A 15,756-nucleotide genomic window follows, 5' to 3' on the forward strand; every position below is an offset into this window, starting at 1 on the left:
GGTGTGGCCGGACTGTCGGCCCCTGCGGTTACCTTCGGTGCATGGACGGCACCACCAGCACCTCCGCCGAAGGCAAGGCCAACGGCACAGGCACCGCAACCGGCACAGCCACAGCGACCGGCACAGGCACCGCAACCGGCACAGGCACTGCAACCGGCATCGCTCCCGACGGCTACGACGACTCCGCCGTCGACCGCTGGGCCGCCGAGCCCGACAAGCGCCCCGGCCGCACCGCCTTCCAGCGCGACCGCGCCCGCGTGTTGCACTCCTCGGCGCTGCGCCGCCTCGCGGGCAAGACGCAGGTCGTCACCCCCGGCACCCGCAGCCATGCCTGGGACGCCAGCCCCCGCACCCGGCTGACGCACTCGCTGGAGTGCGCGCAGGTGGGCCGGGAGCTGGGCGCGGCGCTCGGCTGCGACCCGGACCTGGTGGAGGCGGCGTGCCTCGCGCACGACATGGGGCACCCGCCCTTCGGCCACAACGGCGAACAGGCGCTGAACGAGTTCGCCCGGGACTGCGGCGGGTTCGAGGGCAACGCCCAGTCGCTGCGGCTGCTGACCCGTATCGAGCCGAAGCGTTTCGTGCACTCCCCGGAGACGGGCGAGCCGGTCAGCGTCGGTCTGAACCTGACCCGTGCCACGCTCGACGCGGCCACCAAGTACCCCTGGCCGCGCGGCGGCCACCCCACCGAGCCGGGCTCTGGCAAGTTCGGGGTGTACGAGGACGACCTGCCGGTCTTCGAGTGGGCCCGTCACGGGGCCCCCGCGTACCGCAAGTGCCTCGAGGCCCAGGTGATGGACTGGTCCGACGACGTCGCGTACTCGGTGCATGATTTCGAGGACGGTCTGCACGCCGGCCACGTCGACCCCAACTGTCTGCTCTCCGACACCGAGCGCGCGGCGATCTGGTCCGTGGCCATCGGCCGTTACGTGCCGCACGACACCGATCCGCAGGAGCTGTCCGAGGCGCTGGACCGGCTCGTGGACCAGGAGTGGTGGCCGCACCACTACGACGGTTCGGCGGTCGCCCAGGCCCGTCTGAAGGACGCCACCAGCCAGCTCATCGGCCGGTTCGCACTCGCCGCGGAGGCCGCCACCCGCCAGGCGTACGGGGAGGGCGGGCTCACGCGTTACGCGGCGGAGCTCGTCGTCCCGCGCGCCACGCGCAACGAGTGCGCGGTGCTGAAGGCCGTCGCGGACCGCTATGTGATGCAGCGCGCCGAGCAGGAGGCGCTCCGCGCCGACCAGCGCATCGTGCTCGCGGAGCTGGCGCAGGCGCTCACCGCCCGCGCGCCGGAGGCGCTCGAGCCGCAGTTCCGTGCCATGTTCGAGGCCGCGGCGGACGACCGGGCCCGCAAGCGGGTGATCGTCGACCAGCTCGCGAACCTGACCGACGCGTCGGCCCGCACCCTGCACGCGCGTCTCACGAGACGCCGCTGACGGCCGCCCGCCCGTCGCGCCGGGCGCCGCCGAACCGGGCACATCCGCCCCACACCCGTCCCACAGCGGACGTTTCGTCCCTGTTTGACACGCCGGAGGGTCACTCCCTCTTCCGCCATAACGCTCCGTGCGGGACGCTCGCTGAAGGCTGCGCTGCGTAGAAGCAACGAGGAGGCATCACGTGGTCGACGCACATCGGACATTCGTCATCGTCGGCGGTGGGCTGGCGGGGGCCAAGGCCGCCGAGACCCTCCGTGCCGAAGGATTCACCGGGCGAGTGATCCTCATCGGCGACGAACGCGACCACCCCTACGAACGTCCGCCCCTGTCCAAGGCGTATCTGACCGGCAAGGGCGAACGCGAGAGCGCCTTCGTCCACGAGCCCGGCTGGTACGCCCGGGCCGACATCGAGCTACACCTCGGGCAGACGGTCGTGTCCATCGACCGTGAGAGCCGCTCGGTGCGCCTCGGCGACGGCACCGTCCTCCACTACGACAAGCTGCTGCTGGCCACCGGCGCCGAGCCCCGTCGGCTGGACGTCCCGGGCACCGGCCTGGCCGGCGTCCACCATCTGCGCCGCCTCGCCCACGCCGACCGGCTGCGCCATGTGCTGGCCGCACTCGGCCGCGACAACGGCCACCTGGTCATCGCCGGAGGCGGCTGGATCGGCCTCGAGGTCGCCGCCGCGGCCCGTGGCTACGGCGCGGAGGTGACCGTCATCGAGGCCGAGGCCACCCCCCTCCACCAGGCCATCGGCCCGGAGCTCGGCCAGTTCTTCGCCGAGCTGCACCGCGAGCACGGCGTCCGCTTCCACTTCGGCGCACGGCTCACCGAGATCACCGGCCAGGACGGCATGGTGCTGGCGGCCCGCACCGACGACGGCGAGGAGCACCCCGCCCACGAGGTGCTGGCCGCGATCGGCGCCGCCCCCCGCACCGCCCTCGCCGACGCGGCGGGCCTCGACCTCGCCGGCCGGGAGCACGGCGGCGGGATCGCCGTGGACGAGAGCCTGCGCACCTCGGACCCGGACATCCACGCCGCCGGCGACGTCGCCTCCGTGCGCCACCCGCTGCTCGGCATCCCGCTGCGCGTGGAGCACTGGGCGAACGCCCTGAACGGCGGCCCGGCCGCCGCCCGCGCCATGCTCGGCCAGGACATCACCTACGACCGCGTCCCCTACTTCTTCTCCGACCAGTACGACCTGGGCATGGAGTACTCGGGCTGGGCCCCGCCCGGCTCGTACGACCAGGTGGTGCTCCGCGGCGACGTGGGCAAGCGGGAGTTCATCGCCTTCTGGCTGAAGGACCGCCGGGTGCTGGCCGGGATGAACGTCAATGTGTGGGACGTCACCGCGCCGATCCAGCAGCTCATCCGGAGCCGGACGGAGGTGGATCCGCAGGCCCTCGGCGATCCGACCGTGGCCCTCACCGACCTCGCCGGAACCGGGAACCTCACCGGCTGAGAAGGAGTGTCGCAGCGCCACCGTAGAATTCACGCGTGGCAGGCAGGATCAACGACGACGACGTGAAGGCGGTTCGGGACGCGGTCCCGATCGACGCCGTCGTTTCCGAGTATCTCCAGCTGCGCAACGCGGGCGGGGGAAACCTCAAGGGCCTGTGCCCGTTCCACGACGAGAAGTCTCCTTCCTTCCAGGTCAGCCCCAGCAAGGGGTTCTTCCACTGCTTCGGCTGCCAGGAAGGCGGCGACACGATCGCCTTCGTGATGAAGATCGACCATCTCTCGTTCTCCGAGACGGTCGAGCGCCTCGCCGCCCAGGCGGGCATCACCCTGCGCTACGAGGAGGGCGGGTACAACCCGAGCCACCAGCGCGGCGAGCGGATCAGGCTGGTCGAGGCCCACAAGGTCGCCGCCGAGTTCTACGTGGAGCAGCTGGACGGCCCCGAGGCGGAGATCGGCCGCACGTTCCTCGCGGAGCGCGGCTTCGACCAGGCCGCCGCCCAGCACTTCGGGGTGGGGTACAGCCCGGCCGGGTGGGACCATCTCACCCGCTATCTGCGCGGCAAGGGCTTCAGCGACAAGGAACTTACCCTCTCCGGTCTCTCGCAGGAGGGCCGCCGCGGCCCCATCGACCGCTTCCGCGGCCGGCTGATGTGGCCCATCCGGGACATCACCGGCGAGGTCGTCGGCTTCGGCGCCCGCAAGCTCCGCGACGACGACAACGGCCCGAAGTACCTGAACACGCCCGAGACGGCGATCTACAAGAAGTCCCAGGTGCTGTACGGGATCGACCTCGCCAAGAAGGAGATCGCCCGCACCAGCACGGCGGTCGTCGTCGAGGGCTACACCGACGTCATGGCCTGCCACCTCGCGGGCGTCACCACCGCCATCGCCACCTGCGGCACCTCCTTCGGCGGCGACCACATCAAGATCCTCCGCCGGCTGCTGATGGACAACGCCACCGCCGAGGTGATCTTCACCTTCGACGGCGACGCGGCCGGCCAGAAGGCCGCGCTGCGCGCTTTCGAGGACGACCAGAAGTTCGCGGCGGAGACGTCGATTGCGATCACCCCAGGCGGTATGGACCCGTGCGAGCTGCGGCTCGCGGAGGGGGACGAGTCGGTGCAGAAGCTCGTCGAGACGCGCACGCCCCTCTTCGAGTTCGCGATCCGGCAGATGGTGACCCGCCACAATCTGGAGACGCCGGCCGGCCGCGCCGCCGCTCTCGACGAGGCGGCCCCGATCGTCGCCGGCATCAAGAACATCGCCATCCAGCACGAGTCGGCCGTGCAGCTCGCCGGCATCCTCGGCATCCTCGACACCCAGTTCGTCGTCAAGCGCGTCGCCCAGCTCGCCCGTTGGGCCCGCGACCGGGGCTCCGACCGCGGGGGCCGTGGCGGCGGCCCCTCCAGGGCGCAGCGCCAGGCGCCCGCCGCCTCCACCCCGGCCGCGCCGTCGGGTCCGGCGCTCAATCTGCGCAGCCCCACCCACCGCACCGAGCGCGAACTGCTCAAGCTGGCCCTCCAGCACCCCGAGCTGGTCTCGCCGGCCTTCGACGCGTACGGCGTCGACGAGTTCACGGCCCCGCCGTACGCCGCGGTGCGCCGGACCATCGAGGAGGCGGGCGGCGCCGAGCAGGGCACCCGCGACCCCTCCGGCTATGTGGCCCGCGTCCGCGACGCCGCCCCCGACGACACGGTGCGCGCGCTGGTCACCGAGCTCGCCGTGGAATCGGTGCACGCCCGGACGGTCGACGAGGTCTACGCGGGCACGCAGCTCGTCCAGGTCCGCCTGCGCGCCGTGGACCGCCGCATCCGGGAGGTCCAGGGCACGATGGCCCGCCTGGGCGCGGGCGGCGACCCGGAGCGGTACGCGGCGGTCGCGAACGAGCTGTGGGTGCTCCAGCAGTACGCGCAGTCCCTGCGCAATCAGGGCGCGGCGGCTCTGTAGCCCCGGTCAGCGGGCGAACGTCGGCGCCAGCGCGGCCAGCAGCCGCCGTGCGTACAGCTCCTCGTCGTCGGCGAACCGCGGGTAGTCCGCGGCGAAGTGGTGCCACTCCACATACCGGAGCGCGTCCTCGACGTCCGCGAAGCCGACCTCCTCATGCTGCGGGTACGGCCACTCGCCGGAGAGCCGGAACACCTCGTGGAGCAGCTCGTACCGCAACGGGTGGCGCTCCGCGAGCAGGGCGGCGTCGTAGAGGTCCTTGCCCTGTGTGTAGCAGTCGGTGAGCAGCCACTGGACCTTCCAGGCCAGGGAGAGCTCCGGGCTCGCCGCCCACAGTTCGGTGTCCGCGACCGCCACGGTGACCGGGTCGACCGGCAGCCGCTCGTTGAAGACGAAGTCGAGCTGGACCTGGCCGCCGGGCAGACCGGGCGCCTGCCACGGCAGCACCATCCGCCGCCCCGGCACCCGGTCGTACGTCCAGATGTACTCGGACTCGGCGCCGCCCGCGTCGATCGTCAGCGGGCCGCCCCGCTCCTCGGCCACGCGCTGGGCCGCCGCCGCGATCTCGTGCAGCATCGCGCCGGTGCGCTCCTCCTCGATGTTCCAGTCGGCGGGCACGACCACGAAGTCGAGGTCCTTCGGCTCCCGCGCCTCCTGCCCGAACCAGACCGACAGCGGCATGCTGCCGCGCAGCACCAGCGAATCGGCCCGACCCGACCCCGCGACGCCCGCCAGGACCGTCTCCAGCGCGGTACGCCGCGCCGCCTGCCAGGCCGCGGCGTCGGGCGCGTCGGCGTCCAGCGGCCGGAACGCCCGGTGGAAGTGCTTCAGCGCCGGGTCGAACACCTGGCGCCGCGCGCCCGCGTGGTCCATGCCCACCTGCAGCGTGCGCGGCAGCTGCGAGCCGCGCCGCCGAGTCTCCTCCACCGGCTCGGTCCGGTACTCCGGCCCACCCGGTATCGGCCGTCTGCCGTTCCCCGTCACTGTGCCGCCCCCTCTTCGATCCAGCCGTCGTCCACCGACAGATCACTGTCGTACAGCACGAACTCCCGCTCCTCACCGACGATTTCGTGGCCGGCGCCTCGCAACTCCGCGACGAGCGCGTCGCACGACCGTCCCGCCTGACGCGCCGACACTCCGCGGCACCGCTGCGTGACGAACCGCTCGTGCCGGCCCCCGGCCGCCACCCGGCGGGCGTTCCACGACAGATGCGCCCCGTGCCGGACGGCGAGCGCGGTCAGCGCCTCGCGGTCGAAGTCCTCGTCCAGCAGCAGCTTGAGATGGTGCTCGAAGTAGCCCTCCCCGTCGGGCCGGACCTCCGGCGCCCACGGGACGGACTCGATCTTCACCCGCACCGGATCGAACCCGTCCGCCCGCAACCGCGTCACCAGCGCCTGTGCGGCGGCCCGTTGCCCGGCGAGCCCGTCCCGGCCCCTCGATGTCAGCATCGGCTGCCGGACCATCCGCCCCCGGGCCAGCACGATCCGTGTCACCTTCAGCCCCGCGGCCCGTGCCCAGGCGTCGAGCCGGTCACGGCCGGCCTCGTCGGCGCAGCGCACCGTCACATGGGTCTCGTACTCACAGCTCTCACGCACCGGCAGAGTCTCCCAGACCCAGGTACGACGGGCATCCGAGTAACCGGCCGGTCACGCACGGGTCTCAAAAAGTCGTCGCACGCCCCTCGTGGCAGCGATGTGTCGTACCCCACACTGGGGTGCGGTGCGTAGGGCCCCCCGACCGGCAGCGATCACCTGGAGGTCGCCCCGTGCAGACCCAGACCCTGTCCGAGACCCATACCGACGCCGTCGCCGCGGTCGTCGCCGCCGCGGTCGAACAGGTGCCCGCGCAGGGCCTGCCCGCAGGGCACCCCGAAGCCCTGCCGCCGAACCTGGTCGAGGAAGCCGTGGAGCCCGAACCTCCCGAGCCGCCGCGGCGCACGGGGCGGTACACCGACAGCGGCCCGTCCTCGGACCTCTTCCGCCAGTATCTGCGGGAGATCGGCCGCATCCCCCTGCTCACCGCCGCGGAGGAGGTGGACCTCGCCCGGCGGGTCGAGGCGGGGCTCTTCGCGGAGGAGAAGCTCGCGAGCACCGTCGACCCCGACTCGCAGCTCGCCGTCGACCTCGACCGCCTCGTGGTCATGGGCCGGATGGCCAAACGCCGCCTGATCGAGGCGAACCTACGGCTCGTCGTGTCCGTCGCCAAGCGGTACGTGGGCCGCGGACTGACCATGCTGGACCTGGTCCAGGAGGGGAACCTCGGCCTGATCAGAGCGGTCGAGAAGTTCGACTACGCCCGGGGCTACAAGTTCTCGACGTACGCGACATGGTGGATCCGCCAGGCCATGTCCCGCGCCCTCGCGGACCAGGCCCGCACCATCCGGGTGCCCGTGCACGTCGTCGAACTCATCAACCGGGTGGTGCGGGTCCAGCGCCGCATGCTCCAGGAACGCGGCTACGAACCCACCCCCGAGGAGGTCGCGAGCCACCTCGAACTGACCCCGGAGCGGGTCAGCGAAGTCCTGCGGCTGGCCCAGGAACCGGTGTCACTGCACGCCCCGGTGGGCGAGGAGGACGACGTCGCCCTCGGCGACCTCATCGAGGACCGCGACGCGGCGTCGCCCGTCGAGTCCGCCGCGTTCCTCCTGCTGCGCGAGCACCTGGACGCGGTGCTGTCCACGCTCGGCGAGCGCGAACGCAAGGTGGTCCAACTCCGCTACGGCCTCGACGACGGGCGCCCGCGCACGCTGGAGGAGATCGGCCGCCTCTTCGGCGTGACGCGTGAACGCATCCGCCAGATCGAGTCCAAGACCCTCAACAAGCTCCGCGACCACGCGTTCGCGGACCAACTCCGCGGCTACCTGGACTGACCGCGGCGTTGCGGCCCCGGGCCCCCGCCGCCTCAATCTCCCCCCACGGCCTGGCGGCCGTGGGGCCCCCGGGCGAGCCGGTCTTGTCGGGGCGCTCCCCGAACCCCGCGCCTCGAACGCCGGCGAGGCTGAAGTTGCCGGGCAACTCCAGCCCGGCCGGCGATTGAGGCCACCGCGCGAAGCGCGGTACCGGGCCCGGGCGGAGCCCGGCCCGCCGCCCGGAGGGCGGTAGGGGTCCGGGGCTTGGCCCCACGCGGACGGAGCCGCACATCCGGTACAGCCGGGGAAGGGGTGGGGAAACGGCCCCGCAGGGGCGACCCGCCCCGCGTTACTCCACCTCCACCACCGCCTGCGCGAACTGCGCCGAGTACAGCCGCGCATACGCGCCCCCCACCGTCAGCAACTCCTCATGCGTGCCCTGCTCGACGATCGCGCCGTCCTCCATCACCAGGATCACGTCCGCGTCCCGGATCGTGGAGAGCCGGTGCGCGATCACGAAGCTCGTGCGGCCGTGGGCGAGCCGCGCCATCGCCTTCTGGATCAGCACCTCCGTACGCGTGTCGACGGAGCTCGTCGCCTCGTCCAGCACCAGGATCACCGGGTCGGACAGGAACGCCCGCGCGATCGTGATCAACTGCTTCTCGCCCGCGCTGACGCCCGCGCCCTCCTCGTCGATGACCGTGTCGTAGCCGTCGGGCAGGGTGCGGATGAAGCGGTCCGCGTGCGCGGCCCGCGCCGCCTCCTCGATCTCCTCGCGGGACACGTCCCGCGACGCCCCGTACGCGATGTTCTCCGCGATCGTGCCGCCGAACAGCCAGGTGTCCTGCAGCACCATCCCGATGCCGGAGCGCAGGTCCTCCCGGGACGTCTTCGCGACGTCGACCCCGTCGAGCGCGATCCGCCCGCCGGTCACCTCGTAGAACCGCATCAGCAGATTGACCAGCGTCGTCTTGCCCGCGCCGGTCGGGCCGACGATGGCGACCGTCTGCCCCGGCTCCACCGTCAGCGACAGGTCCTCGATGAGCGGCTTGTCCGGCTCGTACCGGAAGGAGACCCGCTCCAGCGACACCCGGCCCCGCGGCCGCCCGAGCCGCTTCGCGGACGGCGCGTCCGCCTCCTGCTCCTCCGCGTCGAGGAGCTCGAATATCCGCTCCGCGGAGGCGACACCCGACTGCACCAGATTCGCCATCGAGGCGACCTGCGTCAGCGGCATCGAGAACTGCCGGGAGTACTGGATGAACGCCTGCACGTCACCGATCGACAGCGCACCGGACGCGACCCGCAGACCGCCGACGACCGCCACCAGCACATAGTTCAGGTTGGAGACGAAGAACATCAGCGGCTGCATCATGCCGCTGTTGAACTGCGCCTTGAATCCGGCCTCGTACAGCGCCTCGTTCTGCTCCGCGAACGCCTGCGCCGACTCCTCCTGGCGGCCGAAGACCTTCACCAGCGCATGTCCCGTGTACATCTCCTCGATGTGCGCGTTGAGCGTGCCCGTCGACTTCCACTGCGCCACGAACTGCGGCTGCGAACGCTTGCCGACCTTGGCCGCCACGAACACCGACACCGGCACGGTCACCAGCGCGACGAGCGCCAGCAGCGGTGAGATCCAGAACATCATCGCCAGCACGCCGACGATGGTCAGCAGCGAGTTGATCATCTGCCCCATCGTCTGCTGGAGGGTCTGCGAGATGTTGTCGATGTCGTTCGTGGCACGGCTCAGCACCTCGCCGCGCTTCGACTTGTCGAAGTACGACAGCGGCAGCCGTGACAGCTTCGCCTGCACCTCCTCGCGCATCCGGTACACGCTCCGGTTGATCACCTTGATCGACAGGCGTGTCGCCACCAGCATCGTCAGCCCCGCCGCCACGTACACGGCCAGCGCCAGCAGCAGGACATCGCCCACGGCGTCGAAGTCGATGCCGCGGCCCGGGACGAAGTCCACACCGGAGAGCATGTCGGCCAGGCCGTCGCCGCCGTCCTGCCGCATGCCCTCCACGGCCTGCTCCTTGGAGGCGCCGGCCGGCATCTCCCGGCCGACGATCCCCGCGAAGATCAGGTCGGTCGCCCGGCCGAGGATCTTCGGTCCGACCACCGCGAAGGCCACGCTCAGCACACCGGCGGCGAGCATCACCCACAGCGTCGCCCGCTCCGGCGCGAGCTGCCGCAGCAGCCGCTTGCCCGAGCCCTTGAAGTCCATCGACCGCTCGACGGGCCCCGTCATCATGCGTCCACCCGGCCCGCTCATGCGGCCTCAGCCTCCGTCAGCTGCGAGAGCACGATCTCCCGGTACGTCTCATTGCTCCGCATCAGTTCGTGGTGGCTGCCCGCCCCCACGATCCGTCCCTCGTCGAGGACCACGATCCGGTCCGCGTCGCGGATGGTAGACACCCGCTGCGCGACGATGACCACGGTCGCCTCCGCGGTCTCGCGGGCCAGCGCCGCGCGCAGCGCCGCGTCCGTGGCGTAGTCGAGCGCCGAGAAGGAGTCGTCGAACAGATAGATCTCCGGCCGCCGCACCAGAGTCCTCGCGATGGCGAGCCGCTGGCGCTGCCCGCCGGAGACGTTGGTGCCGCCCTGGGCGATGGGCGCGTTCAGTCCGCCCTCCAGTCCGCGCACGAAGTCGGCCGCCTGCGCCACCTCGAGCGCCTGCCACAGCTCGTCGTCGTCGGCATCGGGCTTCCCGTAGCGCAGATTGGTCGCCACGGTCCCGGAGAAGAGGTACGGCTTCTGCGGTACGAGGCTCACGGTCCTCGCCATCAGCGCCGGGTCCAGGTCGCGCACATCGACTCCGTCGACGAGGACCTCCCCGTTCGTCACGTCGAAGAGCCGGGGAACGAGGCCGAGCAGCGTCGACTTGCCGCTGCCCGTCGAGCCGATGATCGCGGTCGTCTCGCCCGGGCGCGCCACCAGGTCGATGCCGCGCAGCACCGGCTCCTCGGCGCCCGGGTAGCCGAAGTCGACGCCCCGCACCTCGAGGTGCCCGCGGTCGCGCAGCGCCGTCACCGGAGCGAGCGGCGGCACCACGCTCGAGTCGGTGTCCAGCACCTCCTGGATGCGCTCGGCGCACACCTCGGCGCGCGGCACCATCATGAACATGAAGGTGGCCATCATCACGGCCATCACGATCTGCATCAGATACGCGAGGAACGCCGTGAGCGCGCCGATCTGTATGGCACCGCTGTCGATGCGATGGGCGCCGAACCAGACGACGGCGACGGACGAGACGTTGACCACCGTCATCACCGTCGGGAACATCAGCGCCATCAGCCGGCCGGTGGACATCGACACGTCGGTCAGCTCTTCGTTCGCCCCGCGGAAGCGCTTCTTCTCGTACTCGTCCCGGACGAAGGCGCGGATCACGCGGTTGCCGGTGATCTGCTCGCGCAGCACCCGGTTCACCGTGTCGAGCCGCTCCTGCATGGTGCGGAACAGCGGCCGCATCCTCCGCACGATCAGCGAGACGCAGATGCCGAGCACCGGCACGACCGCCAGCAGCACCGCAGACAGCGGCACGTCCTGGCCGAGCGCCATGACGATGCCGCCGACGCACATGATCGGCGCCGACACCATCAGCGTGAACGCCATCAGCACCAGCATCTGGACCTGCTGGACGTCGTTGGTGGTGCGGGTGATGAGCGACGGCGCACCGAAGTGGCCGACCTCGCGGGCGGAGAAGCTCTGCACCCGGCCGAAGACGTCCGCCCGGACGTCGCGGCCGAGGGCGGCCGCCGTCCGCGCGCCGTAGAACACCGCTCCGATGTTGCAGAACACCTGGACGAAGCTGACGCCGATCATCACGCCGCCGAGGCCCAGGATGTAGCCCGTGTCGCCCTTCACGACACCGTTGTCGATGATGTCCGCGTTGAGGGTGGGCAGATAGAGGGTGGCGCTGGTCTGCAGCAGTTGCAGCGCCACCAGGAGGCCAATGGGTTTCTTGTACGGACTGAGGTAGCTCCGCATCAGTCTTATCAGCACGCGCTGTCTCTCGGGCTCGGCAAGATCGGGGTCACCCCATCTTCCGACACCCGGTCGGCAAACCCGAAGGGTTTTCCACAAGCAGCGGCGAAGAGCAGCTTGTACGACCGCGCGGGACCTTACGGCCCGGTCGTGAACGCCCCCGGATGGATCTCGTCCCGCGTCGCGCCGTACTGCTGACGCACCGCCTGACCGATCGCCAGCTCCTCACCCGGCTCGAACACCTGCGCCGCCGCTCCCTGCCAGGCCGGCGGCGCCTGCGGCGACAGCGTGCCCTGCGCGGCCCCCAGCGCCCAGGCGGCCTGCCGGGCCGCGCCCAGCGCCGCGTAGTCCGCCGGCTGCGGCACGACCACCTGTGCTCCGAAGATCGCCGGCGCCAGGGCCTGTACCGCCGGCAGCTCGGCGGCCGCGCCGAGCAGGAACACCCGGCGTACCTCCACGCCGCGCCCGCGCAGCACGTCCATCGCGTCCGCCAGCGAGCAGAGCATGCCCTCGAACGAGGCGCGCGCCAGGTGCTCCGGCTTCATCGACTCGCGGCGCAGACCGGTCAGCGTGCCTGCGGTGTGCGGCAGTTGCGGGGTCCGCTCACCCTCGAGGTACGGCAGCAGCACCAGCCCGGACGAGCCGGGCGTCGACTTCAGCGCCAGTGCCGAGAGCTCCTGGAGATCGGCGACGCCCAGCATCTCGGCACTGCCACGCAGGGCCCGTACGGCGTTGAGCGTGTGCACGACCGGCAGATGCATCCCGGTCGCGTCGGCGAACGACGTGATCATCCCGCTCGGGTCGGGCAGCGCCTCGTGGTGCACCGCCATCACGGAGCCGGAGGCCCCCAGCGAGACCACCGCGTCCCCGACGGCCACGCCGAGGCCGAAGGCCGCCGCCATGGTCTCGCCGGTGCCCGCGGAGATCAGCAGCCCTTCCGGCGTGGTGCCCGCGGCCTCCGCCGGTCCGAGCACGTCCGGCAGCGCGCACGGCCGTCCGAGCGCCAGCTCCACGAGATCGACTCGGTACGCCCCCGTGCCCGCGGACCAGTAGCCGGTGCCCGACGCGCCGCCGCGGTCCGTGGTCTTGCGGGAGGGCCGGCCCAGCAGCTGCCACACCAGCCAGTCGTGCGGCTGCATGACGGCGGCGACCTGGCGGGCCGCTTCGGGCTCGGCGCGGGCGAGCCAGCGGAGCTTCGCCACCGGCTGCCCGGCCTGCGGTACGGAACCGACGGCCTCCGCCCAGGCCTGCCGGCCGCCGAGCGCGTCGATGAGATCGGCGGCGGCGACCTGCGCGCGTTTGTCGTTGCCGAGCAGCGCCGGCCGTACCGGAGCGTCCTGAGCGTCCAGCGTGATCAGGCCGTGCTGCTGCGCGGACACGCCGATGGCCTGCACGCCCTCCAGCAGACCGCCGGTGGCCGCCTCGCCGAGCGAGAGCAGCCACGCCTGCGGATCGATCTCGGTGGCCTTGGGCTCGACGGGGTGCGGCGCATACCCCTGGCGCAGCACCGCACCCGTGTCCGCGTCGCAGACGACGATGCGCGTGAACCCGGATGAACTGTCCAACCCAGCGACTATCCCCATGTCCGGAATTCTGCCGTACGCGGGCCCTGGGTGACGTCACGCGTGCCGAGGCCCGGCACCGGCCGCCTCAGGTGTTGGTGGTTCCCCAGTCGTCCTCGGCCCCGGCGCCCCGCTCCCGGAGCGCCCGTACCCGGCCCGCCACGGACTCGGGCACCCGGTCGCCGACCTTGTCGCTGACGGCGTGGTAGGCCTTGCCGGCCGCTTCACGGCCGCCCAGCGCGGCGGATTCGGCCGCGTTGCGGACGGCGGGGTTCTGCGAGATCTGACGCGCGGACTTCTTGAGCTGTTCGTAGCGCTCGCGCCCGGCCCGTGTCCCGAGCACGAAGCCGATGGCCAGTCCGGCGACGAACGTGAGCTTGTACCGCATGGGTGACACCCTTCCGTTGCGTCGGTGCTGCCCGCCTACCCGTCGGGAGCTGTGATCACCCGGCGCCGTACCGATTGGCGGAGCACCCCCCTGCTTGCGCTAATGTATGTGTCGCAGCGAGCGCACGCCCCCTGGGATGCCCCGGGTAGGTACGTTCGGTGCACACGCAGCAATCCCCTGTAGCTCAATTGGCAGAGCAGCCGGCTGTTAACCGGCAGGTTACTGGTTCGAGTCCAGTCGGGGGAGCGCAGTCCCCTGTAGCTCAATTGGCAGAGCATTCGGCTGTTAACCGGAGGGTTGCTGGTTCGAGTCCAGCCGGGGGAGCAGGCGAGAAGAGGGCCCCTCGGGGCCCTCTTCTCGTATCCGGTTCGTGTGACTTTCATGTGTTCTGCGCTGCATCCGGAACCGCGCAGGCGGCAGCGCAGTCCTCATGGTCAGACGTGGTCGCCCATGCGGAGCAGGAGATCGTATGACCGGCTATGCTGCGGCAGACGGCGCGCACAAGTGTGCGCGACGCGCCGTTAGGGGCGGTAGCTCAGCCGGTTAGAGCAGCGGACTCATAATCCGTCGGCCGTGGGTTCGAGTCCCACCCGCCCCACCACAGCAGAAACGTCGTAACCTGCGAAAACGTCGTTTCAAGGCTAGTCGGGCCCCGCCGTTCGCCGCACGAACGCTGCACCGACTCGCCGTAGGCTCCTTCCTATGGCTTACGTCAGGACCGACGAACGCCTGAGCGGCGACCCCTCCTACACCGCGATGTGGCGGACTGGTGGCTCCCGAACGGGCAGACCCAGCACGAGACCTTCGACGACGAAGGCGCGGCGAAACGTTTCCGCGACCTGGTGGACGGTCACGGACAGCAATGGCCGCCGGAGTGGGGCAAGGGCGAGGGTTTCGTCAAGCCGGGCGAGCCTGAGATGCCGGACTCGGAGAAGTTCCCCGTCTACGCGCACGCCTACGTGGGGCTGCTGACGGACATATCCGAGCACACGAGAACCAACTGCACCAGATTCATCGACAACCACATGGTCCCGTGGTTCGGCGAGCTGTCCGTCTCGGACCGGGGGCACAGACTCACCCGGGACCACGTCAGCCAGTGGATTCTGGATCTCCAGAACGGGCGACCCGGCCCCCTGCACCCGGCCGGCACCAAGCGCCGGCCGTACGCGCCGAAGACGATCGCCAACCTCCACGGCCTGCTCTACAGCATCTTCCAGTCCGCCGTGAGCGCCGATCCCGCCCTGCGCGACTCGAACCCCTGCGCGCACACCCGCCTGCCCAAGGGGAACGACAGCGAGGACGACGAGGTCTTCCTCGAACCCGAGGAGTACGCACTCCTCAAGACACACGTGCGCGCCGACGCCGTCGACATCGTCGATGCCCTGGTGAGCACCGGCCTCAGACGGGGCGAGATAACCGCCCTGCGACCCCAGTCCGTGGCGGCGCATCAGCCAGCCCAGACCGCCGCCCAGCGTGAGCTCGGAGATCCCCGTGTGGGACATGCCCCACCGGTGACCGCGAGCCGGAAAGCCTGGGTGGCGGCGTCGAGCTCGCCCCAGCGCGCGCCAGCTTCGACGGTCTCGGTCCGCCGTGTCGGGTCGATGCCGATGCCCCTCACCAGATCCACCACCATGCCGTGCGTCATGCACGGCCGTGCCCGCCGCGCCGTACGGCGATGGTCAGCCCCCGCTCCCGGGCGAACCGGATCGCGGCGGCCACTACGTCACCCCGACCGAAATCCGCCACGCGGGCGCCGCGCGCATCGCCGACTACCTGCAGGCGCTGGGCCAACCGCCCTGGCGCAGCCTCTGGCCGACGATGCGCACGCGCCGCGCTCGCCCAGCGTGCCGTTCTGCCTGGGGAACACCGCACCGCCCGGCTCATCCACGAGCTTGCCGGTGATCTGCTGGCCGGCAAACTCCGCCTCAAGGCCCTGGAAGCCGTGATGATCTTCGGCGAGCTCTACCGCCACGGTGCGGAATGGAAGTTCCGAGGTGTCGGCCAGGGTTACGCCTCCGGCCTGGCCGGGATCGCCTCCGACTACGGCGTCAACGTCTGACCGATCTCGGAATCCGCACCCCCGGGATGACGCGACACCGTCGGCGTATCCAGCCGAGCCGATGCCTATCC

11 protein-coding genes, 3 tRNA genes and 1 pseudogene are annotated in these 15,756 nt (G+C 71.2%); 9 read left to right on the plus strand and 6 right to left on the minus strand.

The window, feature by feature from the left end:
• Positions 1-41 precede the first annotated feature (41 nt).
• The 3 genes from ACFYOP_RS02470 (at position 42) to dnaG (ending at position 4,847) form a co-directional block, all read left to right on the plus strand.
• Positions 42-1,439, plus strand: coding sequence for a deoxyguanosinetriphosphate triphosphohydrolase (locus ACFYOP_RS02470; protein ID WP_356890057.1), 1,398 nt, complete (start codon positions 42-44; stop codon positions 1,437-1,439).
• A 181-nt stretch (positions 1,440-1,620) separates the two neighbouring features.
• Positions 1,621-2,901: an FAD-dependent oxidoreductase gene (locus ACFYOP_RS02475; RefSeq protein ID WP_356890059.1), complete on the plus strand. Its 1,281-nt coding sequence runs from the start codon at positions 1,621-1,623 to the stop codon at positions 2,899-2,901.
• A 35-nt stretch (positions 2,902-2,936) separates the two neighbouring features.
• On the plus strand, positions 2,937-4,847 hold the full coding sequence (gene dnaG / locus ACFYOP_RS02480; RefSeq protein WP_356890061.1) for a DNA primase: 1,911 nt from the start codon (positions 2,937-2,939) through the stop codon (positions 4,845-4,847).
• Positions 4,848-4,853: 6 nt separating this feature from the next.
• Here dnaG and ACFYOP_RS02485 read toward each other — a convergent pair whose 3' ends face one another.
• Together ACFYOP_RS02485 and ACFYOP_RS02490 are read right to left on the minus strand one after the other, a co-directional pair.
• The gene (locus tag ACFYOP_RS02485; protein ID WP_356890063.1) at positions 4,854-5,771 is read right to left on the minus strand and encodes a nucleotidyl transferase AbiEii/AbiGii toxin family protein; all 918 of its coding nucleotides are present in this window, start codon (positions 5,769-5,771) and stop codon (positions 4,854-4,856) included.
• 53 nt (positions 5,772-5,824) lie between these two features.
• A complete protein-coding gene (locus tag ACFYOP_RS02490; protein ID WP_356890065.1) occupies positions 5,825-6,439 on the minus strand; it encodes a hypothetical protein in 615 nt (204 codons plus the stop codon).
• A 170-nt stretch (positions 6,440-6,609) separates the two neighbouring features.
• Between ACFYOP_RS02490 and ACFYOP_RS02495 the strand changes: the two genes are divergently transcribed.
• Positions 6,610-7,713 carry an RNA polymerase sigma factor gene (locus tag ACFYOP_RS02495; protein ID WP_356890067.1) on the plus strand — a complete coding sequence of 368 codons (1,104 nt, stop codon included), beginning with the start codon at positions 6,610-6,612 and terminating at the stop codon, positions 7,711-7,713.
• Positions 7,714-8,041: 328 nt separating this feature from the next.
• Here ACFYOP_RS02495 and ACFYOP_RS02500 read toward each other — a convergent pair whose 3' ends face one another.
• The 4 genes from ACFYOP_RS02500 to ACFYOP_RS02515 all read right to left on the minus strand — a co-directional run bounded on the left by ACFYOP_RS02500 (position 8,042) and on the right by ACFYOP_RS02515 (position 13,626).
• Entirely contained in the window at positions 8,042-9,964 is a 1,923-nt protein-coding gene (locus ACFYOP_RS02500; protein WP_356890069.1) for an ABC transporter ATP-binding protein, read from the minus strand.
• Positions 9,961-11,694, minus strand: coding sequence for an ABC transporter ATP-binding protein (locus ACFYOP_RS02505; RefSeq protein WP_356890071.1), 1,734 nt, complete (start codon positions 11,692-11,694; stop codon positions 9,961-9,963). The genes ACFYOP_RS02500 and ACFYOP_RS02505 overlap by 4 nt, the downstream gene beginning before the upstream one ends.
• A 119-nt stretch (positions 11,695-11,813) precedes the next feature.
• Entirely contained in the window at positions 11,814-13,259 is a 1,446-nt protein-coding gene (locus tag ACFYOP_RS02510) for an FGGY family carbohydrate kinase (RefSeq protein WP_356890073.1), read from the minus strand.
• Positions 13,260-13,326: 67 nt separating this feature from the next.
• On the minus strand, positions 13,327-13,626 hold the full coding sequence (locus ACFYOP_RS02515; RefSeq protein WP_356890075.1) for a YtxH domain-containing protein: 300 nt from the start codon (positions 13,624-13,626) through the stop codon (positions 13,327-13,329).
• Between the two features lie 173 nt (positions 13,627-13,799).
• Here ACFYOP_RS02515 and ACFYOP_RS02520 point away from each other — a divergent pair.
• The 5 genes and pseudogenes from ACFYOP_RS02520 to ACFYOP_RS02540 form a co-directional block, all read left to right on the plus strand.
• Positions 13,800-13,872, plus strand: a tRNA-Asn gene (locus ACFYOP_RS02520).
• 5 nt (positions 13,873-13,877) lie between these two features.
• A tRNA-Asn gene (locus ACFYOP_RS02525) sits at positions 13,878-13,950 on the plus strand.
• Between the two features lie 200 nt (positions 13,951-14,150).
• Positions 14,151-14,227 (plus strand) — tRNA-Ile (locus tag ACFYOP_RS02530).
• Between the two features lie 157 nt (positions 14,228-14,384).
• Positions 14,385-15,572, plus strand: a complete 1,188-nt coding sequence (locus tag ACFYOP_RS02535; RefSeq protein WP_356890077.1) for a hypothetical protein — start codon at positions 14,385-14,387, stop codon at positions 15,570-15,572.
• Positions 15,563-15,685 (plus strand): annotated as a pseudogene (locus ACFYOP_RS02540) (TerD family protein); the annotation flags it as partial. The gene ACFYOP_RS02535 and the pseudogene ACFYOP_RS02540, both read left to right, overlap by 10 nt.
• Positions 15,686-15,756 lie beyond the last annotated feature (71 nt).

Origin of the sequence: Streptomyces sp. NPDC006294 (assembly GCF_042870895.1) — a bacterium.
In the GTDB taxonomy this organism is placed as follows: Bacteria; Actinomycetota; Actinomycetes; order Streptomycetales; family Streptomycetaceae; genus Streptomyces.

What these genes read in the sequence shown, in the direction of transcription:
- ACFYOP_RS02470 (WP_356890057.1), top strand. Translation starts at nt 42, where the DNA reads ATGGACGGCACCACCAGCACCTCCGCCGAAGGCAAGGCCAACGGCACA.
- ACFYOP_RS02500 (WP_356890069.1), bottom strand. Translation starts at nt 9,964, where the DNA reads ATGAGCGGGCCGGGTGGACGCATGATGACGGGGCCCGTCGAGCGGTCG.
- ACFYOP_RS02510 (WP_356890073.1), bottom strand. Translation starts at nt 13,259, where the DNA reads ATGGGGATAGTCGCTGGGTTGGACAGTTCATCCGGGTTCACGCGCATC.
- ACFYOP_RS02515 (WP_356890075.1), bottom strand. Translation starts at nt 13,626, where the DNA reads ATGCGGTACAAGCTCACGTTCGTCGCCGGACTGGCCATCGGCTTCGTG.